This window comes from Pseudogemmobacter hezensis (assembly GCF_013155295.1).
GTDB classification, from domain to species: Bacteria; Pseudomonadota; Alphaproteobacteria; order Rhodobacterales; family Rhodobacteraceae; genus Pseudogemmobacter; species Pseudogemmobacter hezensis.
The window spans coordinates 1-22,158 of sequence record NZ_JABJXT010000035.1; the positions used below are offsets into that span (position 1 = coordinate 1).

Genomic DNA, 22,158 nt, shown 5'->3' on the forward strand with positions numbered 1-22,158 from the left:
AACAGCTACAAGCGCATCAACGCGCCGCGCACCTCATCGGGTGCGACCTGGGCGCCGAATTCGGTCACCTGGACCGGCAACAATCGCACCCATATGGTGCGCGTCCCGGGCCCCGGCCGGTTCGAGCTGCGCCTGCCCGACGGTGCCGCCAACCCCTATCTGATGCAGGCGGTGATCCTGGCCGCAGGCCTCGACGGGATCCGCACAAATGCCGACCCCGGCCCGCGATCAGACATCAACTTCTACACCGACGGCCATCTGATCAAAGACGCGCCCAAGCTGCCCCTGAACCTGCTCGACGCCATCCGCGCCTTCGATGCCGATACCGACCTCAAATCTGCCCTCGGCGAAGAGCTCTCAAACGCCCTCATCAAAATGAAAACACAGGAATGGAACGAATACTGCGGCCATTTCACTGAATGGGAAAAAAGAAACACCATCGATATCTGAGGCTTGCCGATCCCCTGGCGGGGCGGTCCTGAGCCGGCCTGCCGTACTTGCGCGCCCGGAGATCGGGCGCGTTTTTTTCATGTGTTGCGTCAGGTCAGGCCTTTTGATGATACTCGCCCGATATAATTCGGGGCGCAGATGATCAGACCAGAACAGGTGAAGGTGCTTTTTGCCGATCAGTCACTGGGGGCGACAGTCAGGCTGGTGGCTGAAACGCTTTTGGCGCGAATTAACGGCCAGGAATATGCCGCTGATGAGCGGTTGCCGTCGGAGCGGACCCTGGCCGGAGAACTGGGCGTGGCCCGAAACACCGTGCGCGAAGCCCTTGATGTGCTGGAGGGGCGGGGTGTCATCCGCAGGCGTGCCGGATCCGGCAGTTTTGTGACAGGAATGATGCGCCAGGATGAGACTGCGATTGGCCATGTCGCCGCAGAAACGGGCCCGCTGGACTTGCAGGTCATGCGAGGGATCCTGGAGCCTGAGATGATTCGCCTGGCGATTATTGCGATGTCGCCGCGCGATATCGAGGGCCTGGGGGAGGTTCTTTCCTCTATGGAGGCGGTGACGACCAATGCCGATGACTTTGCGCGTCTTGAGGATGAATTTCATCGCCATATTGCCCGTGCCACCGGCAACCCGCTTCTCATTGCCTGTTATGACCTTGTCATCGCGGCAAGGCGCCAGGCCTTTCGCGCTGCGCTTAATCGGCGCTTTCTGACGCCGAAACGCATCCAGGATTGCCAGCGCTATTATAACACGCTTTTCAACACGCTGGCCTCGCGTGACATAGAAAATGCGGTCGAATTTACGAAACTTCTGTTGATCGAAGAGCAGAAGCTGCTGATGCAAGAGGAATAGAGGGCTGAGTTTCCATCGTTGTATCGCGGATAGGAGGCGCTTTCTTTCCCTGGCGCTGATACCACATCTGGCCCAACCGCTCCATCTCATGGCGCAGCCTTGCGCCATGGCTGTCAAGCCAGGCCGGAACCGAGCCAAATTCCACGATGCGTGCTTTCCCGCCCAGGATTCTGACCACCGGCCAGTCGCCTGCCAGAAGGTTGTCATTCCCAAAATAGTCAGCGCCCAACCACTGGGCGTGGCCAAAAGCGTGATCAACAAAGCCACCATGTTTCAGCGCGGCCAATACGGACACGGCAGCAGCTGTGCCTGCCTTCTGTACTGCCATGTGCCACAGATCGAGTGTCGCGGCATATTCCCATGAGACCGAACCCCAGCTGCCAGGAAACCGATGCTCATATTCCGAGAAAAATCTTGCCGGATGGTTAAAGAAGAAGCTTTTATCCTGCAGCGCGGGGTCATCGAAATCAGGGAACTGGAACAAAAATCCTTCCATGAACTCTGTTGACGTTTTGGTAATCAGATCACGGTATCCATCAGCGGTGCAGGATAGAATCTGCCCGGTAAACCCCTGTCGAAAGGCGGCCTCGGTCAGGGCGTGGACCATTGGCGTATGGCTTGTGCACCAGCATAGAATCTGCGGGGCGCTGGCAAGAAGGGCGGCCACGATCTCTTCGGCATTGCCGTCGAGATTGGGGTAAAGAACCTCATTTGTAACGGCAAACCCATCTGCCGCGAAGGCCGCGCGGTAGGTTGCAAGAGAGGGCAGGCCCATCTCATCTGTCTGGCTGCAAAGCGCGACGCGCTTCAGGTCAGGAAAATTGCGGGCAAGCCAGTTGACGGCGGTCACATTGAACAATGGGTGCGCCTCACTGGGCGCGATCAGATAGGGGGTGTCAGGAGAAAGGTCACTGGGCAATAGCGTCGAGGTCAGGATGCGCCGCTCATTGAGCCATGGGCGTAACTTGTGCAATGAGTCGCCGCCCAACATCATCAGAAAGCGAATGTCACCGTCCTGAACCAGCCGTTTGGCCCCCGCCAGAGCACAGTCGGGATCGTAGCCGCAATCCTCTGCCAGAATCTCGACTTTGTGACGCTTATGACCGATCATCATGCCGCCTGAGGCGTTGATCTGGTCAGCCCAGATCTGGCAACCATAGAGGCCCGGCAACCCCCAGGAGCGGACCTCTCCTGAAAGTGGTGCCAGAAAACCGACCGCAATCCGCTTTTCGTTCGCGGTATCAAGCCGACGCATCCTGCCGTTGACGGCCAGACGCTGTGCCAGACTGGATGTTCCCGTCATTCTCTTGCACCATCCATCAGTCAAATGTCGCTTTCATAGGCCAATATAGCCGGAAAATTATTCCCATCATGAAGATTTGTTGACATGTGGCGGTTCCTATCGCGTAATTGGTTCAACCAATAAAGAACCAATCAGGAAACTGGTATAGACCAACGGGAGCAATCGGATGACGAAACGAATCGCCGTGATCGGGGCCGGCCCATCCGGGCTGGCGCAGCTGCGCGCATTCCAGTCGGCGCAAGCCGCGGGGACCGAAATCCCCGAAATCGTGTGCTTTGAAAAGCAGTCTGATTGGGGCGGCCTTTGGAACTACAGCTGGCGCACTGGTCTGGACCAGTATGGAGAGCCGGTACATGGTTCCATGTATCGCTACCTCTGGTCAAACGGGCCGAAAGAAGGGCTCGAATTTGCCGATTACTCATTCGAAGAGCATTTCGGCAAGCAAATCGCCTCTTATCCGCCGCGGGCGGTGCTGCTGGACTATATCGAGGGGCGGGTGAAAAAGGCGGGCGTGCGCAAATGGATCCGCTTTGAAAACGTCGTGCGGCTGGTCGATTGGGATGAGAGCAGGAAAAAATTCACGGTCACCGTCCAGGATCTGCCAAAAGATCACTGCTATTCTGAAGAATTTGACCATGTGATCGTCGCGTCAGGCCATTTCTCGACGCCGAATGTTCCGGAATTCCCAGGATTTGACCGTTTCAATGGCCGGATCGTTCATGCCCATGATTTCCGCGATGCGCGCGAATTTACGGGCAAGGATGTTCTGCTGGTTGGGACGTCGTATTCCTCTGAGGACATCGGGTCGCAATGTTGGAAATACGGCGCGAAGTCGATTACCAACACCTATCGCTCGGCCCCGATGGGGTTCAAATGGCCGGATAATTGGGAAGAAAAGCCCAATATGCAGAAAGTTGAAGGGAATATCGTAACCTTTGGCGATGGCACGACGAAGAAGATCGATGCGATCATTCTGTGCACGGGCTACAAGCACCACTTCCCGTTCCTGCCCGACGGCCTGCGCCTGCGCACTGCGAACCGTCTGGCGACCAATGACCTCTATAAAGGGGTGGCCTATGTGCATAATCCGGCGCTGTTCTATATTGGCATGCAGGATCAGTGGTTTACCTTTAACATGTTCGACGCTCAGGCCTGGTGGGCGCGCGATGTGATCCTGGGGCGGATCGCGCTGCCTGGCAAAGATGCGATGCTTGCTGATGTGGCTGACCGGGTCGCACGTGAGGATGCAGGCGCGGATACGCATGATGCGATCCAGTATCAGGGCGACTATGTTAAGGAATTGATCGCCGAGACCGACTATCCCAGTTTTGATGTCGATGGTGCCTGTGAGATTTTCTTCGAGTGGAAAGAGCACAAGAAGAAAGACATCATGGGATTTCGCAACAATTCCTACAAATCGGTCATCACGGGCACGATGGCACCAAAGCATCATACCGCATGGAAGGATGCGCTGGATGATACGATGGAAAGCTATCTGAAAAACTGAACGGTCGGCTCTGGCGCAAACAGGCCTGCTGAACAGTCAGGGGCACCGGATTGATCCGGTGCCCCTTCTTAAAATCATCCCGTCGTATCCCTGGCGGATTTAGCCAGGGGGCGCGGGGGGATCAGGAAACGACCAGATAAGAGGCGGGGTCGGCCGAGGTGGCGAATTCTTCCATTTTGGTGATCAGGCCATTGGCGACGGTATAGACCTGCACCCATTTGTTCGAGAGCTTGCCCTCGATCCCGTCCATCACATAGCTTTCCTCGCCCAGCACAACGACTTTGTCGCCCTGCTCGATAAAGGTCAGCGGGCGGAAGTAGTCGATTTTCATCGCGCTGAAGCTGGTGCCGAAGAATTTTTCAGCGCCGCTTTTGCCTTCAAAGCGCACCGACGGCATTTTCTGCGATCCATGGTGAATCCAGAGCGTGTCGTCAGAGACGGTGGCCAGCGCCCCGGGCAGGTCTTTGGCGTTGAAAGCAGTGAACATCCGGTCGATTACGGCGCGTACAGGAGTGGTCATTTTAGCCTCTTTCAATCAAAAAGGTGGTGTGATGGGCGCGTTTGCCCATCATATCACACAGTCACAGGTTACACTTTCGTATCGTCCTGCCGGGAATTTTCGGCAGGCTGGGTCAGGTTAAGGGGGCTTAGCCTGGCAAAGCAAAGACCGTTTTCACGATCTCATCCACAGATTTCGGCGCCCGGCCCAGCAGGGTCTGCAGATCGCGCGATTCGATTTCATACTGACCGTTGCGGATATCCTGCACCGTGCCCAGCGTCAGCCAGATCAGGAAATCGGGCAGTCCGGCGGCCTTCATCCCCTCGCGCAGCGCGTCTTCGGGGATGTTCTGATAGCCAAGGCTGCGGCCGGTCTGGCGGCTGAGCGCGGCGGCGACATCACCATAGCTCCAGGACTGATTGGCGGTGATATTATAGGTTTTTCCGGCATGGCCGCCTTGCAAAAGCAGGTTGGCGGTGGCCTCGCCCATTTCCGCGCGCAGCGCATAGGGCACGCGACCATCGCCGCCGGGCAGGAAAATCCCGTCTGTCAGCGCATTCGGGCCGGCGATCTGGGCGATCGCCTCGGCATACATGGTGTTGCGCAGGAAGGTCCAGGCCATGCCCGAGGCGCGGATGTGATCCTCGGTCTCGAAATGGCTGGACATCAGATCGCGCACGCCCGAGGTCTTGATGTCGTGAATGGCAAGCCCGGTATAGACGACGTGCTTCACGCCTGCGGCGCGGGCGGCATCGACCACTTTGATCTGCTGCGGGCCGCGGTCCTGGGACATTGTCGAGATGAAGAGAAAGGTCTCAATCCCGGCAAAAGCGGCGGGCAGGGTGTCAGGGGCATCGAAATCCGCGATGCGAACCTCAATCCCCTGATCGGAGTAGGGCTTCGCCTTATTGGCATCGCGGGCAAGGACGGCAAAACGCCCTTTCGCGCCCTGGCTTAAAAGGTGCTTCACAACCTCCTGGCCCAGCTGGCCAGTTGCTCCACTTATCAGGATCATAACAAACTCCACTCATTGTAAACACAGGTTAGCGGTAACGCGGGACGCTGTAACGATCAACTTCTATCGCTTTTGATCAACTATTGCTGAGGCGGATCCCCGCCTTTCGGGCAGGTTAGGATCCGCGGGTGAGGGGCGGCCCCTCACTGGCGGATCCGTCACCGGCCGGCTCGTCATTGGCCGGTCCGTCATCGGGCGACCAGATGGCCGCCGCCGATATCCTGCAGCTGCACGCGGTCTGGGCCCTGGCCCAGGGGCCAGACCGGGCTGGGGATCTCGCCCGCCAGCCGGGCCAGGGCCTCGCGCGGGCGGCGCGGGTCCGGCACCGGAACCGCGGCCAGCAGGCGCTGCGTATAGGGGTGCTGCGGGTTCCCGAACAGCTGCGCGCGGCTGCCCATCTCGACGATCTGGCCCAGATACATCACCGCCACCCGGTCTGAGACATTCTCGACCACCGCCATGTCATGGCTGATGAAGAGAAAGCTCATGCCCATTTCGCGCTGCAGATCGCGCAACAGATCCAGCACCCGCGCCTGGATCGAGACATCCAGCGCCGCTACGCTTTCATCGCAGACGATCAGCTTTGGCTTCAGTGCCAGGGCCCGCGCGATGCAGATGCGCTGGCGCTGGCCGCCGGAAAACTGATGCGGATAGCGCCCCATTGCCGAGGCGGGCAGGCCAACACGGTCCAGCAGGTCGCGCACCCGTGCCCGTTGGGCGTCGGGGGTGCCGATGCCGTGGATGACCAGCGGCTCGCGGATCAGCTCGCCCACGGTCATTCGCGCGTCCAGCGCCGCCATCGGGTCCTGGAAGACGATCTGCAGGTCGCGGCGCAGCGCCTTGCGCCCGGTGCTGTCCAGCTCGGAAAGCGCTGTGCCCGCCACCTCGATCCGGCCCTCATGGGGCACCAGCCCGACCAGCGCCCGCGCCATCGTCGATTTGCCGCAGCCGGATTCGCCGACCAGCGACAGGGTCTCACCTTTGAAAATCTCAACCGAGACATGCTCGACCGCGTGGACACGCGCGGCCACCCGGCCCAGCAGCCCGGCCCGGATCGGAAAGCGGACCGAGACATCCTGGAAGCTGACCAGCCGCTCTGGCGTGGCGGGCAGATCCGGGCGGGCAGGGCCGCCACCAATCCGGGGCACCGCAGCCAGCAACTCGCGGGTATAGGCCTCGCGGGGGGCCTCAAACAATTCGGGGGTGAGGGCGGTCTCAACCACGCGGCCCTTTTTCATCACGATCACCCGGTCGGCCATCTCGGCCACCACGCCCATGTCATGGGTGATCAGGATCACGGCGGTGCCCAGATCGCGCTGCAGATCGCGGATCAGGTCAAGCACCTCGCGCTGCACGGTCACATCCAGCGCGGTGGTCGGCTCATCGGCGATCAGCACATCGGGGCGCAGCGCAATCGCCATGGCGATCATCACCCGCTGGCGCATACCGCCCGACAGCTCATGCGGGAATTGTTCAAGCCGGCGCTCGGGCTGCGACAGGCGCACCGCCTGCAGCGCCGCCAGGGCCCGCGCCCGCGCCTCACGCATTGGAACCGGGTCATGGGCGCGGATCGCCTCGGTCAGCTGGCGGCCGATCGACATCACCGGGTTCAGCGCGGTCATCGGCTCCTGGAAGATCATCGAGATCCGCGCGCCGCGCAGGCTTTGCAGCTTTTTCTCTGGCAGCCTGGTCAGCTCGGTGCCGCCCAGCCGGATCGAGCCCCCCGTAACCCGCACCGCAGGCGCGGGCAAAAGGCCCATCACCGCAAGCGAGGTGATCGACTTGCCAGAGCCGCTTTCCCCGGCAATCGCAAGGGTTTCACCACGCCGCAGGTCAAAGCTGAGCCCTTCGACCAGGGGGATCAGCCCCTGGTCGGACCGGGCCGAGACCTGCAGATCCTGCACGCGCAAAACCACATCATCGGCGGCAGAGAGGGCAGGCTGGGTCATTCAAACACCACACGCGGGATGTAGAAGCTGACCACCACATTCGGCATGTCGACGATCTCGGAGATCCGCAGATCACCGCAGACCGAGCACAGCATATAGGCCTCGACCGGGTCCAGCTTTTGCGTGGCGCAAAGCAGGTCGATCATGCCCGAGACCGCCTCTTTGGCCGCAGCCCAAAGGTCGGGGTCGATGCCGGTGGTGACCTCATAGCCTTTGGCGTCCAGATGGCGGGTGACGGGGCCCGGGGTGGTGAAACGCGGGAATTTCAGCGGCTGGTTCTTGACCAGATCCAGCGTCAGCACCACGTCGAAGGGGCTTTCAATCGCGGTGCCGCAGACCTCACCATCGCCCTGGGCGGCATGGGTGTCACCGACGGAAAACAGCGCGCCCTCAACCTCGACCGGCAGGTAAAGTGTGGTGCCTGCGCTGAGGTCGCGGATGTCGAGATTGCCCCCCACCCGGCGCGGCGGCACGACGGAATGATGCCCGGCCTCGGCCAGCGCATTGCCGATGGTGCCGGCGAAAGGCTTCAGCGGCACGCGGGCGTTTTTGCCAAAGAGCGCGGGCTCCAGGCTGGTCGGATCGAATTTCCAGACGTTCAGCGCGGGCTCTTCGAACTGATCGGTCAGAAGGCCAAAGCCGGGGATATTCGCGGTCCAGCCAAAGCCCGCGCCCTCGCGCAGCTGCGGCGTGAAGCTTTCAATCGTGACCTTCAGCACATCGCCGGGCCTTGCGCCATCGACATAGATCGGCCCCGAAACCGGGTTGATCTTGCCAAAGTCCAGCGCCCCCACATCCGCAACAGTCGAGCGGGGGCCAAGCTGGCCCCCGGAACTGTCGAGGCACTGGAACAGGATCGTCTCACCCGGGGCAGCGGTCAGGGCGGGGGCAAAGGAATTGTCCCAGCCGAACTGATGCTGATGGGCGTGGATCGTATGATTGCAGTGCTTGCACATGATCCGTGCTCACTCCTTGATATAGACGTAATCGTAATTGACCGGGATCGAGACCGGATCGACATAAAGCGCATCTGCGCCGCCCATCCGCGGTGACTTCATCGTATAGCGCTGCTCGTTGAAGACGGGGGCCCAGGGGGCATCCTCCATCACGCCCATATAGGTGTCAGACCACAGTTTCAGCCGCTCTTCCGCTTTGGCCGGATCGACGGTGCTGTCAGCCTTTGCCGCCAGAGCGTCGAGTTCGGCATTGCAGTATTTCGACCAGTTCCAGCCGCCCTCAACCGCGCCGCCGCAGCCAAGGATCGGGCCGTAGAAGTTCGAGGGATCGGGGAAGTCGGCAATCCAGGCCATGCCGCCCGACCAGATCATCGGGGCCTGGCCTGCGCCGCCTGCCTCGATAACATTGGCCTGGGCGAGGCTGCGGATATTGGCGGTGATGCCGATTGCCTTCAGATCCTGCTGGATCGCCTGGGCGATGCGGGGGTTCGGATCGGTGTTCATCACATAGATCTCGGTCTCAAACCCATCGGCGAGGCCCGCTTCAGCCAGCAGCGCCTTTGCGCCTTCGACATCATAGGGATAGCCCGCGTAATCTTTGGTATAGCCCGGCATTGAGGGGGGCAGCGGCTGGTTCGCGGGCACCGCGCGGCCATTGATCACCTGGATGATGCGGTCTTTGTTGATCGCCATATTGACGGCGCGGCGGACCTCGACCTTGTCAAAGGGCGCGGCGGTCACATTCATGGTGATATAGCCGGTGTGCAGCTGGCCGCCCTCGACCACATTCGCGGCCTGGGCGGGATCGCCCATCACCTCGGTGAATTTGGCGGGCGGGATGCCGTCGCCGGGCACATCGACCTCGCCATTCTGGGCGCGCAGCAGGGCGACGACCGGCTCCTGGCCGACCTCGACGGTGAAGCTGTCCAGATAGGGCACGCCCGGGATCCAGTAGTCTGCGTTTTTCTCAAACACCAGGCGCTGGCCCAGCGTCCATTCCGCCAGTTTGAACGCCCCGGTGCCGACCGGCTGCTTGCCGAAATCGGCGCCTGCGGCCTCAACCGCCTCTTTGGGCACCACGTAAGAGAAGTTCAGCGCCATCACATGCAGGAAGGTCGCATCCGGGCGCGAGAGTTTGAAGACCACGGTGCCCGCATCAGGCGCACTGACACCCGTCAGCGGCGAGCCATCAACCGACGAGGCATCAAAGCCCTCGATCATCGCAAAAAAGCCCTGGCCCGGCGATTGGGTGGCGGGATTGACGACGCGGTTGATCGACCAGACCACATCCTCGGCGGTCATCTCGCGGCCATTGTGGAATTTGACGCCGGGGCGCAGTTTGAAGGTATAGCTCAGCCCGTCTTCCGAGATCTCATAGCTTTCGGCCAGGCCCGGGCGCAGGGTGGTGGTGCCCGGCTCGTAATCCATCAGCCCGTCAAAGACCGATTTGATCATCGACCAGTTCTGCCAGTCATAGCCGATTGCCGGGTCAAGCGTGGCCACGTCGTCTTTGTAGGTGACGATCATATTGCCGCCATGGACCGGGGTTTCCGCCAGCGCGGGGCTAAGGGCCATCATCGCCGAAAGGGCGGTGGAAAGGATCAGTTTTTTCATTTTCTTACTCCTGTTGGGCAGTAGGTCTAAGGTCAGTGCAGTTTGATGCGGGGGTCGATCAGCGGCGAGATCAGGTCGGCGATCAGATTGCCGATCACGATGGCCAGCGCCGAGATCAGCGTGACGCCCATGATGATCGGGATGTCGACGCGCTGAATGGCCTGCCAGGCCAGCTGGCCGATGCCGGGCCAGCCAAAAACGCTTTCGACCACCACGATGCCGGACATGAACATGCCGATATCAATGCCTATCATCGCAATCACCGGCAGGATCGCATTGGGGATCGCATGGCCCAGGATGATGCGGCCGCGGCCGAGGCCCTTGGCGCGGGCGGTGCGGATGAAATCGGCGCGCAGCACATCCAGCATGGAAGAGCGCATGATCCGCGCATACCAGCCAGAGCCCAGGATCCCCAGCGTCACCGCAGGCAGCACCAGATGCGAAAATGTCCCGTAGCCGCCGATCGGGAACCAGCCCAGCTGCACCGAGAAGACATAAAGCAGCAAAAGCGCCACCACGAATTGCGGCGCGGATACGGTGACAAAGCTGGAAAGCATCAGCACATTGTCCAGCGCCCGGCCCCGGTAAAGCGCGGCGATCACGCCAAGGGTCAGGCCGATCACCAGCTCGCAGAAGATCGCAGCCACCATCAGCAAAAGGGTTGCGGGCAGGCGGGCGGTGATCAGCGTCGCCACTTCGGTCTTTTGCAGATAAGAGCGGCCCAGATCCCCCTGCAGCAGGTTCCACAGGTAATTGCCGTATTGCACGACAAGCGGCTGATCGAGGCCCAGCTGGCGGCGGATACTCTCAACCGTTTCCGGCGTGGCCGAGCGGCCCGCGATCTGGCGCACCGGGTCTGCGGGCAGCACATAAAGCAGCACGAAGGTGATGAAAGAGACGCCCAGAAGGATCAGAGCTGCCGTCACAAGGCGGCGCAGGATATAAGCAGCCATCAGTCGCGCCCCTGCTGGGTCGGGTCCAGGATGTCGCGCAGCGCATCCCCGACAAGGTTAAAGGCCAGGGCCAGCAAAAGGATCACCGCGCCGGGGATAAAGACCAGCCAGGGGGCGGCCTGAAACCAGGTCTGGTTTTCAAAGATGATATTGCCCCAGGAGGGGGTAGGGGGCTGCACGCCGACGCCCAGAAAGGACAGCGTCGCCTCCAGCAGCACGGTGGTGGAAATCCCCAGCGTGCCCCAGACGATCAGCGTCGGCATCAGATGCGGCAGGATATGGCGAAAAAGGATGCGGCCATGCCCTGCGCCCAGGGTCTTTTCGGCGGCGATGAAATCGCGCTCGGCCAGCGAAGAGGTCTGGGTATAGACCACCCGCGCCGTCTGCACCCAGTTCACGCAGGCGATCACCATCGCCACGATCCAGAGCGAGGGCTGAAAAATCGCCGCGAGGCAAATCGCCAGCAAAAGCGCGGGGAAGGCCATCATCAGATCGGTGAAACGCATCAGCCCGGCCCCGATCAGCCCGCGGAAATAGCCCGCCGTCACGCCCACCAGGGTGCCGATCAGCAGCGCCGCCCCATTGGCGACGATGCCGATGATCAGCGAGGTCTGTGCGCCGTAAAGCAGCCGTGACAGCAGATCACGGCCCAGAAGATCGGTTCCGAACCAGTAAACCGGCCCGGGCGGCATCGGCGAGCCCTCAATGGTCAGCCCGTCAAAGAATTGCTCGGCGGGGTCAAAGGGGGCCAGCCAGCGGGCAAAGACCGCACCGCCCACGCAGATCAGGATGATGAACAGCCCAAAAAGCGCCAGCTTGCGCGACAACAGCCGGCGCAGCACCGAGGGCGCGGCGCTGATTGGCCCTGCCTGTTGCGGATCCGGTTGTGGGCCTGGCTGAGTGCCCGGCTCAGGAGATGTCGGTGCGGCGACGCTCATCCGGGGCCCTTTCTGCATTGTGATTGGCAACCAGCTGCCGGGCAGCGGTCTCGATGGTGACGCGCCAGGCCATCGCGGTCTGGCGCAGGATTTCATAGGCCTCGGCCTCGGATTTGCCGCGCAAGACGAAGATCATCACCGCCTGCACCACGGTCTGGCGGGCCGAAAGACGGTCTTCGAGATCGGCGATCTGCGCTTCTGAGGCGCGGGCGCGGTCGAAATTGGCCCGCGCCACCAGGAGCGCCGCATAGACGCCCTTGTCGGTGGCGGGTTTCAAAAGCTGCCCATGCGCCCCCATTGTCAGCGCCCATGCCAGCCGCCCCGGTGCCTCGGACCCGATCAGCGCGATCATCGGCATCGGCGAGGCCCCGGCTGCCCAGGGAAATTGCGCATCATGGCCGGAATCGGCGTCGTAAAAGATGAAATCGGCGCTGATTGCCTCAGCGGGCAGTTCGGGCCAGACCTCACGCACCTCAAGCCCGATAACTGAAAGCTGACGGATCAGCGCCTGGATCGCGGGATGGGGGCGGTGCAGCACGAAGGCCAGCGCCTCTCCGAGGTTTTCGGTGCGGATCCGGGTCATGAGACCACCCGCAGCGGCGGGCGAAGCGTCAGGCCGCGCTCGCGTCCGGTCAGATAGGGGTCGGCGGTGCGGGGGGGATGGCGCAGGACCTCATGAAAGCGGCCGCCCTGGATCTGCGCGATCACCACGGGCTGGCGGGCGTGGAAATGGGTCGGATCAAGGCGCAGCGGCTGACCTGCGGCCAGGGCCAGCTGGGTCAGCTCGGCCAGGCTCAGATCCCCGGCGCCGGGTCTGCCATGCAAAAGCTGCGCCAGTTCATGAACGGCGAGGCGCGCCATCTCGGCCAGTGAGCCGCGCCGCCTGTCGCCCTGGTCGTCGGTCGGTTCAAACCAGGGCCCCGCCGAGACCAGCCCCTCGGCCGCACCACCGCAGCTGTCGATTTCGACCTCGGTGAAGTTGCAAGACAGCACCGGAAGCGCGGCCCCGCTTTGCGCCCGCAGCCCGGCCAGCTGGCGCATGAAGCTGTAAGAGCTGTCGCCGATCAGCGAATTCAGGATGAAGTCGGGGCGAAGCGCTTCGATCTCGGCGATGATATGATCGGCCTCGGTATCGCCTGTTGCCAGATAGCGGTCGCCCATCACCAGGCCGCCCGCGCCGGTGATCCGCTCACGCGCGATCTGGGCGATTTCCCAGCCCCAGATGTAATTCGAGCCGATCAGATAACCGCGCGGGCCCAGCGTCGGAATGGCCCAGTCCAGCAGCGGCAGCAGGTGCTGATTGGGGCAGGAATGCATATAGGCTACCCGCTCTGAGGCCTCGAACCCCTCATAGGGCAGGGGATACCAAAGGATGCCGTCATGGCGTTCCAGCTCAGGGATCACGTCTTTGCGGCTGGACGAGGTTACGCAGCCAAAGATATGGCGGGCCGGGGTTTCGCGCAGGATCTGGCGGCACAGCGGCGCGTAGCGCTCGGCCCGGCACTCGGGGTCGCGCGCGTGGACGTTGAAGGCAAGGTCAAAGGCGGGGCTGGCATTGACCTCGGCGACGCCCTGCAAAACGCCCGCAGACACCACACGGGACAGCGCCGCGTAATGACCGCTTTGTGATTGCAGCAGACCGATGTCGATGACTCGTTTCATCAAAGGCCCCAAAACGAAAAAAACCCGCACCAATCAGCGCGGGAAGCGTGATCGGAACGGGGCGCGAATGCCAGTATTTATAGAATCGCTAGCGCAGTTTCCGGTTGATTGGAAGCGCTAAGAGCCTGCTCTCGGTATAATCCGGGGGATGGGGGCGGGCAGTGCCTGCAAACTGTGCAGATGTCTCCCGCTTGCCCCCGTCGCTTGCCTCCCCCCGCGCTTGCCCCCGTTCGCGCCTCAGCCCTGCAGGGCCCGCAGCGCCAGGAACAGCAGCGCCGAGGCCAGTGCCGTCGCGGGAACCGTGATCACCCAGGCCGCGATGATCGTCATGAAATGCGAGCGCCGCACCAGCTTGCGCCGACGCCGCTCTTCGCTGGCCATGGTGGGGATGCCCACGCTGCCGGTCAGCTGCTTCATCCGTCTGGCCTCGACCGTTTCGCGGAAGAAGCCGACGCCAAAAATGCCACCGATGGCGATATGGGTCGAGCTGACCGGCATCCCGAACCAGCTGGCCGCAATCACCGTCACCGCCGCCGACAGCGCCACGCAATAGGCCCGCATCGCATTCAGCCGGGTGATCTGATCGCCGACCATGCGGATCAGGCGCGGGCCAAACAGCATCAGCCCGACCGAGATCCCAAGCGCCCCGATCACCATCACCCAAAGGGGCACATGCCCGGCCTGGCCGTTGCCCGTATCATGCAAAAGCGAGACAATCGCCGCCAGCGGCCCGATCGCGTTCGAGACATCATTGGCGCCATGGGCAAAGCTCATCAGCGCGGCCGAAAGCACCAGCGGCACCTGAAACAGCAGCTTCAGCGATTTGTTGCGGTTTTCCAGCCCACGCGACTGATGTCTGATATAGGGCTTTGCCGCCAGCCAGGAGGCCGCCGCGCAGCCAAGACCGATCAGGGCGGCATGACCGATGCTGACATGGAACAGATGCTTCAGCCCCTTCAGCGCCAGATAGGTGGCGAAGGCCCAGGCCATCACCGCAATCAGCACCGGCACCCAGATGCGGGCCGCGGCCAGCTTGTCGTCGCGGTCGATGATCAGCTTGTGGATGGCCCAAAGGGTGGCCGCCGCCAGCCCACCGCCCAGCACGGGCGAAATCACCCAGCTGGCCGCGATCCGCGACATCGAGCCCCAGTCGACCGCACCAAACCCCGCCGCCGCAATCCCCGCCCCGGCCACGCCGCCGACAATCGCATGGGTGGTCGAGACCGGGGCCCCAAGCCAGGTGGCCAGGTTCAGCCAGACCGCCGAGGACAAAAGCGCCGCCATCATGGCGATGACAAAGGTGCGGCTGTCTGCCAGGCTTTCGGGCGCCACAATTCCGGTGGCAATAGTGGTGACCACCTCTCCCCCGGCAATCAGCGCGCCCGCCGTCTCGCATATCGCCGCGATGATCAGCGCGCCGGTCATGGTCAGCGCATTGGCGCCAACCGCCGGGCCCATGTTATTGGCCACATCATTCGCGCCGATATTCAGCGCCAGATAGGCGGCAAAAGCCGAAGCGATCACGATCACCAGCCCGGCGGATCCGCCCCCCGTCACCAGCGCTGCCCAGCTGGCGGCCAGCGCCACGAAAACCAGCCCCAGGCCCAGGGCGACCAGCGGCTTTGCCGCATATCCGGCCGCCAGCTCGACGCGCGAGATCCGGTTCAGGTCGCGGTCAAGAACCTGCCAGCCGGGCTCGGGCTGATCGCGCAGCTGCGGGTTGCTTTTCTCGGTCATAGTGTCTCTTGAAATCAATAAGGTTGCTGCGCGTTGGAGGCAGGGGGCAATGAGGGCCAGTGAAGGCGCAGGGAGGGGGCGCTATTGCGCCGTGATCAGGGCCGGGCTTTCGCGCAGCAATGCGGCCAGTTCCGGCTCATCAACCTGGGCTGCGGCCTCTTCGGGGGTAAGCCAGACGCGTTTGCGCCGTCCCGCCTCGGGATAGTTGTCAAGCAGGCGCTCGGTGCGGATTGCATAGACATCGACCATCGTATGGGCCGGGACATCACCGCTGAGACGTTTGTGATAGGTATAGCGGCCGATTTTGCGCGGCTGGTCGGTGCCGATGCGGATGCCCGCCTCTTCCCAGGCCTCTGCCAGGGCGGTGGCGGCGCCGTCATGGCCCATCTGCGGCCAGCCCTTGGGCAGAATCCAGCGGCCGGTGGTCAGAGAGGTGATCAGCAGAACCTGCAGCCCGCCCGGGTTCGGGCCTGGGTTTTCGGCCGGGTTTTCGGCCGTTGTGGTTTCATCCGCCGGGGCAGGAGCCGCGCGCCAGCAAAGAGCCGCGACCTGATAGCGCGATGGGCGCCGCAGGATCAGGGAAATGAAATCGGTCCAGAGTTTGCGCAGCATAAACATCCCCATGTTGTCGCCTGTCTAACAGCTGTCAGCGGCAGGATCGACAGGGTTTGACGCAAAACTGTTACAATAATTTCACAATAGATCCAGAGGGCTGATACGGGCAGAAAGATCTGAAGAATGTGCGATAAGTGAAACTATTCGGGACTTCTGCCTCTGAATATCACCAGAAAAATTGGAAATACGAAAGCCATCTGCGATGTGGCACCAGACAGCCCGAGGGGGTATGTTGGGCCTTTTCCATCCAGGCCGCGCGTGACGCCCGCAGGCGCATCTGTCCATACCATCTGCGCCGCAGAACGCTGTGACGGGATAAGCGGGCGCAGCAACGTGAGGCTGATTGCAAAAGCCGCGTTCCGGGATAAGACTGTGATCTCAGTGAATGGCGGAATGATTGGCTGTGCCGTGCCTGGGCCAGGCAGCTGCGCAGGCAGACAATCCAGCCGAAAAGCGGACAGATCGGGGGGAAGCTATGGATATGGGGCAAGGCGTGGCCAGTCTGCGCAACAGGGCGCAGGCGCTTTTTGCGCTGGCGGTGCAGGCGGCAGATCCGGCTGAGGCGCTGTCCAGGGCGCTGGGTGATGCGCCTTTCCCCATCGGGCCGGGGCGGCAGATCGTGATTGCGCTGGGCAAGGCGGCGGTGCCGATGGTGGCTGAGGCCCGGCGTCATTTGCAGCCTGGAGCAGAGGTGATCCTGGTCACCAATTATGAAAATGCTGCCGCGCTTCCCCCTGGTTTTGACGATGTTCAGGTCTTTGCCGCAGGCCATCCGGTGCCGGATGCGAACGGGCTGGCAGCTGGTCAGGCGGTCATGCGGGCCCTGGCGGCAGCCGGGCCCGATGACCGGGTGATCGCGCTGATTTCCGGTGGTGGCTCGGCGCTGTTGCCCGCGCCGGTGCCCGGTGTCAGCCTTGAGGACAAGGCCGCCGTTAACCGTCTGTTGCTGGCCGGGGGCCTGGATATTACCCGGATGAACCTGGTCCGGCAGAGCCTTTCGCAGCTGAAGGGCGGTGGTCTGCTGCGGCTGGCCGATCCGGCTCCGGTTTCGGCCTGGATTCTTTCAGACGTGATCGGCGATGATCTGCGCACGATTGCCAGCGGCCCGACCGTCGCCCCCCTGGGCGGGCCTGCCGAGGCGCGCGAGATCCTGGTCGGGGCCGGGCTTTGGGCGCAACTGCCCGCTGCGGTGCAGGTGTATCTGACGGCGGCCACCACGCCCGCCGCCCCACCTGCGGCGGCGCTGAACATGCTGATTGGCTCTAACCGCAAAAGCGTCGAGGCGGTGCGAGATCATCTGGGCGCGGGTGCCATTCTGGACGATGCCGCGCTTGAAGGCGATGTCGCCGACGCCGCCGAGTGGATTGTTGCAGCGGCAGAACAGGCGCCGCCGGGGCGCTGCCTGATCTGGGGCGGGGAGACCACCGTCACCCTGCGCGGAAGTGGAAAAGGCGGTCGCAATCAAGAGCTTGCGCTGCGGGTGGCGCTGCTGGGCGAGACGCGGCTGCAAGGGCGCGATTGGGTGTTTTTGTCCGGGGGCACCGATGGGCGCGATGGCCCGACCGAGGCGGCGGGCGGTCTGGTTGATGGCGGCTCGGCTGCGCGAATGCGCGGGGGCTGTGACCCGGTGGCGCTGTTGGCGGACAATGCCTCGAACGCGGCGCTGGCGGCCTCGGGCGATCTGCTGATCACCGGCGCGAGTGGCACCAATGTTGCGGATGTGCAGATCTTGCTGATCGGTTAACGCGGACACGGGCGCGGGCAGGCGGCCTCAGGCTGGCATTCCGGAGGCCGGGATTCCAGAGGCGGGCAGGTCATTTATCAGCGCATGGGCGACGCGGTGGAAGGTGCTGCGCACCCGCTCGACCTGGGGGCCGCTCATCGCGCAATCGGTGATCGCCTGATCCATCAGCGCCAGCCAGTCCAGGGCATCCTTTTCGCGGATCGGAATATGGGCATGGATCTGGCGGATATCCATATTCCCGTGCTTTTCCAGATAGTAACGCCGCCCGCCCAGAAAGCCGGACAGGAAAGCGAACTGCTCTTCGCGCACATGGGAAAGCCCATGGCCGCGAAAGTGCAGATGCAGGATATGGCGGCCGCGCGGGTCCGTCTCGACCAGGTCGTAAAAGCGGTTAACGAGGCGCCGCAGCGCCTCTTCCCCGCCGATCTGATCGAGGATGCTGGTCATGCCGCCCGGGACTTACGACTGCGGGCGGGTCTTTTTCGGATCGTAATGCGACAGCGTCACGATCTTTGCGGGCAGGCGTTTTTGCTGGCCGTCCAGCTTGCCAATCTCGACCTCTGTCCCCGGTTCCGCATGGGAAATATCGACCCGCGCCAGCGCGATGTTCTTCTTCAGCAGCGGTGAGCGCATCGAAGAGGTCACCACCCCGATCTGCGCCCGCCCGATATGGATGCAGTCGCCGTGCCCGACCGAGACATTCGAATCGATGTCCAGGCCGACGAATTTATGCATCGGATTTTCCTTGCGACGGATCAGCGCGTCACGGCCGATGAAGTCATCGGTCTTGCCCTTCAGCGGCACGGTAAAGCCGATCCCGGCCTCAAACGGGTCGGTCTGATCCGAGAAGTCATAGCCCGCAAAGATCAGCCCGGCCTCGATCCGCAGCATATCCAGCGCCAGAAGGCCCATCGGGCGCAGACCGTGTTCGGGGCCCTTTTCCCAAATCGCATCAAAGACTTCGCCCGCGTGTTTCGGATGGCACCAGACCTCATAGCCCAGCTCGCCCGTATAGCCGGTGCGCGAAACCACGACCGGAATGCCATTGGCGTCACCGATGCGGCCGATGGTAAAGCGGAACCAGGCCAGCTCCTGGATGGTGGGTTGATGCGGCGGCGTCCAGATCACCTTGTCCAGCAGCGTGCGGCTTTCGGGGCCCTGAACCGCCAGATTGTGCAGCTGATCGGTCGAGTCGCGCACCAGAACCTTCAGCCCCAGCTTTTCGGCCTGTTCGCGCAGCCAGGTGCCGGAATATTCGTCACCACAAACCCAGCGGAAATTATTGTCGCCAAGTTTAAACACCGTGCCATCGTCGATCATCCCACCATGCGGATAGCACATCGCGGAATAGACGATCTGGCCCACGGTCAGCTTTTTCACATCGCGCGTCAGCGTGTATTGCATCAGCGCCTCGGAATCCGGGCCGATGATCTCATATTTGCGCAAAGCCGACAGATCCATCACCACCGACTTCTGCCGCGCGGCGAGATATTCCTCGGTCGGGCCGGCTTCGGCGAAGGAATTAACCAGCCAGAAACCTTTGTATTCGACAAAGTTGCGGGTCAGCTTTGCAAGCCGGTCGTGGAACCCGGTCTCTCTGGTCATTTTCGGCTCCGAATCTGGGGTCGCGCGGAAGGCAACGGCGCGGCTGAATTTCTGGGTCGCGGCATAGGTGCGGATATGGATGTCGGTCGGATTCCAGCCATTGGCGGCAGTGGTGTCGTCAGGGCAGGCCGAGTTGACGCAGACAAGGTCGGTCATGGCGCGCAGCAGCACGTAATCGCCCGGGCGTGACCAGGGCTCATCGGCATACATCACGCCGTGATCATCGACGCCGGTGTTGAAGAAGAAGTTCGCCGCCATCCAGCCGCCGCGCGGCGTGACGCCATGTTTTGCCAGCACCGCATTGTAGTTTTCGGTGCAGTTCACATGGCCCGGATAGCCGATATCGTCGTAATATTTCGCATAGCAGGCCAGCGAAAAGGCGTCATGGCGGCCACAGGTGTCCTGGATCACCTCGACCAGCGGCTGGAAGTCCTGGTCGTAGTATTTCGCATGCAGCCCCGGCATAGGATAGGCATGCCCCATGACCGAGCGGGTGGCCGTTACATCCAGCGGATGCTCGATGCCGCGGTCCAGCTTGCGCGCGTCAAAACACTGAAAATCTGTGCATTGACGGCCACTTACGTCGAGGATCTGGATATATTCACCCGCCTTTACGACATAGGTCTCGGCGGTGGCGGAATGGACGCGCACCTCTTGCAGCGGGTCGGAAAGCGGGTCGGGCAGCTCTGGCTTCAGCGCAAAATTCGCCTGGGCGCGTTTGACGAAAACCGTCAGCGGCGTCGCGCTGTCCTGGCCATCGGGCGACATATCGCCGCCGGGGGCCGCCAGGATCAGCAGCGCCTCTCGTTTGGCGGTGAAATCGATGGTGCTGCGGGCCGGGCTGGTCGCGTCGAAAAAGCGGCTGGCGCGGATCGCGCCGAGATCCAGGCCCAGCTGTTTCAGGCGCTGATGCATGCGCGCAAGGCTTGCCTCGCCCGAGGCCAGCAGCGCCCGAAAGCCGGGCGCGTCACCATCTGCGCCAAGGTCGAGAATGGCCGGGTCAAAGGCCCCGTCCGGCCCCACTGCCATCACCTCACAGGGCTGGCCGCCCTCATCATTGATGAGGGTGATCCGGTCGCCTGCGCCAATGAATACAGACATCGCGCCTGCACCCGGGACCGAGTAACGCTCGGTTCCTTTGGGCAGCATCAGCCCGGCGGGCCGGATGATCTGGCTTGGTCTGGGCGGGCCCGGGATGACCTCGGGATATGCCTGGTCGAGCATCGCATCCTCCATCACGCATCATGCGTATGCAGAAAATAATTTTACGCTAAGGAATACAGTAGATCGGCGCGGGCACAAGTCAACGTAAAGCGCGAGGGGCGGCACGGGCCTGATAGGGCCCGCGCGAAAAAGCTTAGCTTTGCAGCCATCCCGCCGCGATCTGGCGCTGGTGCGCGGTGATCGCATTGCGCATCAGGATCGCAACCGTCACCGGGCCGACGCCGCCTGGCACCGGGGTAATCCAGCCCGCCACCTCTTTGACGCGGTCGGTATCGACATCGCCGACGATCCGGACCGTGCCATCGGGGTCGGTGACCTGGTTGATGCCGATATCAATGACAGCCGCACCGGGCTTGATCATATCCGGCCCGATCAGATGCGCCTTGCCCACCGCCACCACCACCGCATCAGCCCGGCGCGAATGCATCGCCAGATTGCGGGTCATATGGTGGCAAACGGTGACGGTCGCGCCCTCGGCCATCAAAAGGAAGGCGACAGGCTTCCCGACGATCTCGGAATGGCCGATCATCACCACCTCCAGCCCCTTCATCTCAAGGCCGGTTTCGCGCAGCAGTTCCACCGCTGCGGCGGCGGTGCAGGGCGCCATCGCCACGTCATTATAGACGATATTGCCGATAGAGGCGGGGTTCATCCCCTCGACATCTTTCAGCGGGTGGATCGCCGATTGCAGCGAGCGCACATTGATATGGGGGGGCACCGGGCGCTGCAGGATGATCCCCAGCACATCGTCGCGGTCATTCATCTGGGTGATCAGGCGTTTGGCCTCATCCTGGGTGATCCCGGCGGGCCAGAGCTGCTGGTCAAAGGGGATCCCGGCAGCCGCCGCGCCCCGCGCCTGGTTCCTGACATAGACCGCAACCTCGGGCGAGGGGCCTATGGAAACCGAGACCAGCCGCCCGACGGGGCGGGTGGCGCTGGCCTCCTGGACTTTGGCGCGGACCTCGGCCAGCAGGCGCTGTTGCACCGCGCGGCCGTCGATGAAGCGATGATCTTTCACACTCACGCGGTCAGCCCTTTTGGTTCTTGCAGGCCGTTTGCGCGGCATGCGGCGGTGAGGGTATTTGCCAGCAGGCAGGCGATGGTCATCGGGCCGACGCCGCCGGGGACCGGGGTGATTGCGCCTGCGACCTCGGCCGCGCTGTCATAATGCACGTCACCGACCAGGCGGTTTTTGCCGTCGCGCTCAATCCGGTTGATGCCAACATCGATCACGGTCGCGCCCGGTTTCACCATATCGCCGGTGATCATCTCGGGCCGGCCCACGGCTGCGACCAGGATATCCGCGCTGCGGCAGACCGAGGCCAGATCTTTGGTGCGGCTATGCGCAATCGTCACCGTGCAGCTGTCGCCCAGCAAAAGCTGCGCCATCGGCTTGCCGACGATGTTCGAGCGCCCGACCACCACCGCATTCAGCCCCGCAAGGCTGCCATGATGGTCGCGCAGCATCATCAGACAGCCCAGCGGCGTGCAGGGCACCATCGACTTCTGCCCGGTGCCCAAAAGCCCGA

Annotated in this window: 18 protein-coding genes and 2 pseudogenes; 4 read left to right on the plus strand and 16 right to left on the minus strand. The window is 62.5% G+C overall.

All coding sequences use genetic code 11. The features are described 5' to 3' along the window. Both HOY34_RS20890 and HOY34_RS20895 read left to right on the plus strand, forming a co-directional pair. Positions 1-450: pseudogene (locus HOY34_RS20890) on the plus strand (type III glutamate--ammonia ligase); the annotation flags it as partial. A 138-nt stretch (positions 451-588) separates the two neighbouring features. Then, entirely contained in the window at positions 589-1,308 is a 720-nt protein-coding gene (locus tag HOY34_RS20895; protein ID WP_172366480.1) for a FadR/GntR family transcriptional regulator, read from the plus strand. Here HOY34_RS20895 and HOY34_RS20900 read toward each other — a convergent pair. Further along, positions 1,256-2,611 carry an ABC transporter substrate-binding protein gene (locus tag HOY34_RS20900; RefSeq protein ID WP_172366482.1) on the minus strand — a complete coding sequence of 452 codons (1,356 nt, stop codon included), beginning with the start codon at positions 2,609-2,611 and terminating at the stop codon, positions 1,256-1,258. The genes HOY34_RS20895 and HOY34_RS20900 overlap by 53 nt on opposite strands. 166 nt (positions 2,612-2,777) lie before the next feature. On the opposite strand from HOY34_RS20900, the gene HOY34_RS20905 reads away from it, so the two are divergent. Continuing rightward, positions 2,778-4,118 (plus strand): trimethylamine monooxygenase, encoded by a 1,341-nt coding sequence (locus HOY34_RS20905; RefSeq protein WP_172366484.1) that lies wholly within the window; start codon positions 2,778-2,780, stop codon positions 4,116-4,118. 121 nt (positions 4,119-4,239) lie between these two features. On the opposite strand, the gene HOY34_RS20910 is transcribed toward HOY34_RS20905, so the two are convergent. The 11 genes from HOY34_RS20910 to HOY34_RS20960 all read right to left on the minus strand — a co-directional run bounded on the left by HOY34_RS20910 (position 4,240) and on the right by HOY34_RS20960 (position 16,065). Continuing rightward, positions 4,240-4,638, minus strand: a complete 399-nt coding sequence (locus HOY34_RS20910; protein WP_172366486.1) for a nuclear transport factor 2 family protein — start codon at positions 4,636-4,638, stop codon at positions 4,240-4,242. A gap of 127 nt (positions 4,639-4,765) precedes the next feature. Next, the gene (locus HOY34_RS20915; protein WP_172366488.1) at positions 4,766-5,632 is read right to left on the minus strand and encodes an SDR family oxidoreductase; all 867 of its coding nucleotides are present in this window, start codon (positions 5,630-5,632) and stop codon (positions 4,766-4,768) included. Positions 5,633-5,820: 188 nt separating this feature from the next. Next, positions 5,821-7,581: an ABC transporter ATP-binding protein gene (locus tag HOY34_RS20920; protein ID WP_172366490.1), complete on the minus strand. Its 1,761-nt coding sequence runs from the start codon at positions 7,579-7,581 to the stop codon at positions 5,821-5,823. Beyond that, positions 7,578-8,537, minus strand: coding sequence for an acetamidase/formamidase family protein (locus HOY34_RS20925; protein ID WP_172366492.1), 960 nt, complete (start codon positions 8,535-8,537; stop codon positions 7,578-7,580). Before HOY34_RS20925 ends, HOY34_RS20920 begins: the two co-directional genes overlap by 4 nt. Before the next feature lie 9 nt (positions 8,538-8,546). Beyond that, entirely contained in the window at positions 8,547-10,151 is a 1,605-nt protein-coding gene (locus tag HOY34_RS20930) for an ABC transporter substrate-binding protein (protein WP_172366494.1), read from the minus strand. Between the two features lie 32 nt (positions 10,152-10,183). Further along, entirely contained in the window at positions 10,184-11,104 is a 921-nt protein-coding gene (locus tag HOY34_RS20935; RefSeq protein WP_172366496.1) for an ABC transporter permease, read from the minus strand. Further along, complete coding sequence (locus HOY34_RS20940; RefSeq protein ID WP_172366498.1) at positions 11,104-12,042, minus strand: ABC transporter permease; 939 nt, start codon at positions 12,040-12,042, stop codon at positions 11,104-11,106. The genes HOY34_RS20935 and HOY34_RS20940 overlap by 1 nt, the downstream gene beginning before the upstream one ends. After that, the gene (locus tag HOY34_RS20945) at positions 12,014-12,625 is read right to left on the minus strand and encodes an ANTAR domain-containing response regulator (protein WP_172366500.1); all 612 of its coding nucleotides are present in this window, start codon (positions 12,623-12,625) and stop codon (positions 12,014-12,016) included. The genes HOY34_RS20940 and HOY34_RS20945 overlap by 29 nt, the downstream gene beginning before the upstream one ends. Next, positions 12,622-13,704: a transporter substrate-binding protein gene (locus HOY34_RS20950; protein WP_172366502.1), complete on the minus strand. Its 1,083-nt coding sequence runs from the start codon at positions 13,702-13,704 to the stop codon at positions 12,622-12,624. The genes HOY34_RS20945 and HOY34_RS20950 overlap by 4 nt, the downstream gene beginning before the upstream one ends. 237 nt (positions 13,705-13,941) lie before the next feature. Beyond that, the gene (locus HOY34_RS20955; protein ID WP_172366504.1) at positions 13,942-15,441 is read right to left on the minus strand and encodes an inorganic phosphate transporter; all 1,500 of its coding nucleotides are present in this window, start codon (positions 15,439-15,441) and stop codon (positions 13,942-13,944) included. An 81-nt stretch (positions 15,442-15,522) separates the two neighbouring features. Continuing rightward, positions 15,523-16,065, minus strand: coding sequence for an NUDIX hydrolase (locus HOY34_RS20960; protein ID WP_366926998.1), 543 nt, complete (start codon positions 16,063-16,065; stop codon positions 15,523-15,525). A 466-nt stretch (positions 16,066-16,531) separates the two neighbouring features. Between HOY34_RS20960 and HOY34_RS20965 the strand changes: the two genes are divergently transcribed. Further along, positions 16,532-17,800, plus strand: coding sequence for a glycerate kinase type-2 family protein (locus HOY34_RS20965; RefSeq protein ID WP_366926999.1), 1,269 nt, complete (start codon positions 16,532-16,534; stop codon positions 17,798-17,800). 27 nt (positions 17,801-17,827) lie between these two features. On the opposite strand, the gene HOY34_RS20970 is transcribed toward HOY34_RS20965, so the two are convergent. The 4 genes and pseudogenes from HOY34_RS20970 to HOY34_RS20985 all read right to left on the minus strand — a co-directional run. Next, positions 17,828-18,247 carry a group II truncated hemoglobin gene (locus tag HOY34_RS20970; RefSeq protein WP_172366506.1) on the minus strand — a complete coding sequence of 140 codons (420 nt, stop codon included), beginning with the start codon at positions 18,245-18,247 and terminating at the stop codon, positions 17,828-17,830. Positions 18,248-18,259: 12 nt separating this feature from the next. Beyond that, a complete protein-coding gene (locus tag HOY34_RS20975; protein WP_172366508.1) occupies positions 18,260-20,629 on the minus strand; it encodes a trimethylamine N-oxide demethylase in 2,370 nt (789 codons plus the stop codon). Between the two features lie 133 nt (positions 20,630-20,762). Next, positions 20,763-21,695, minus strand: a complete 933-nt coding sequence (locus HOY34_RS20980) for a bifunctional 5,10-methylenetetrahydrofolate dehydrogenase/5,10-methenyltetrahydrofolate cyclohydrolase (RefSeq protein ID WP_172366510.1) — start codon at positions 21,693-21,695, stop codon at positions 20,763-20,765. Continuing rightward, positions 21,650-22,158 (minus strand): annotated as a pseudogene (locus HOY34_RS20985) (bifunctional methylenetetrahydrofolate dehydrogenase/methenyltetrahydrofolate cyclohydrolase); the annotation flags it as partial. The gene HOY34_RS20980 and the pseudogene HOY34_RS20985, both read right to left, overlap by 46 nt.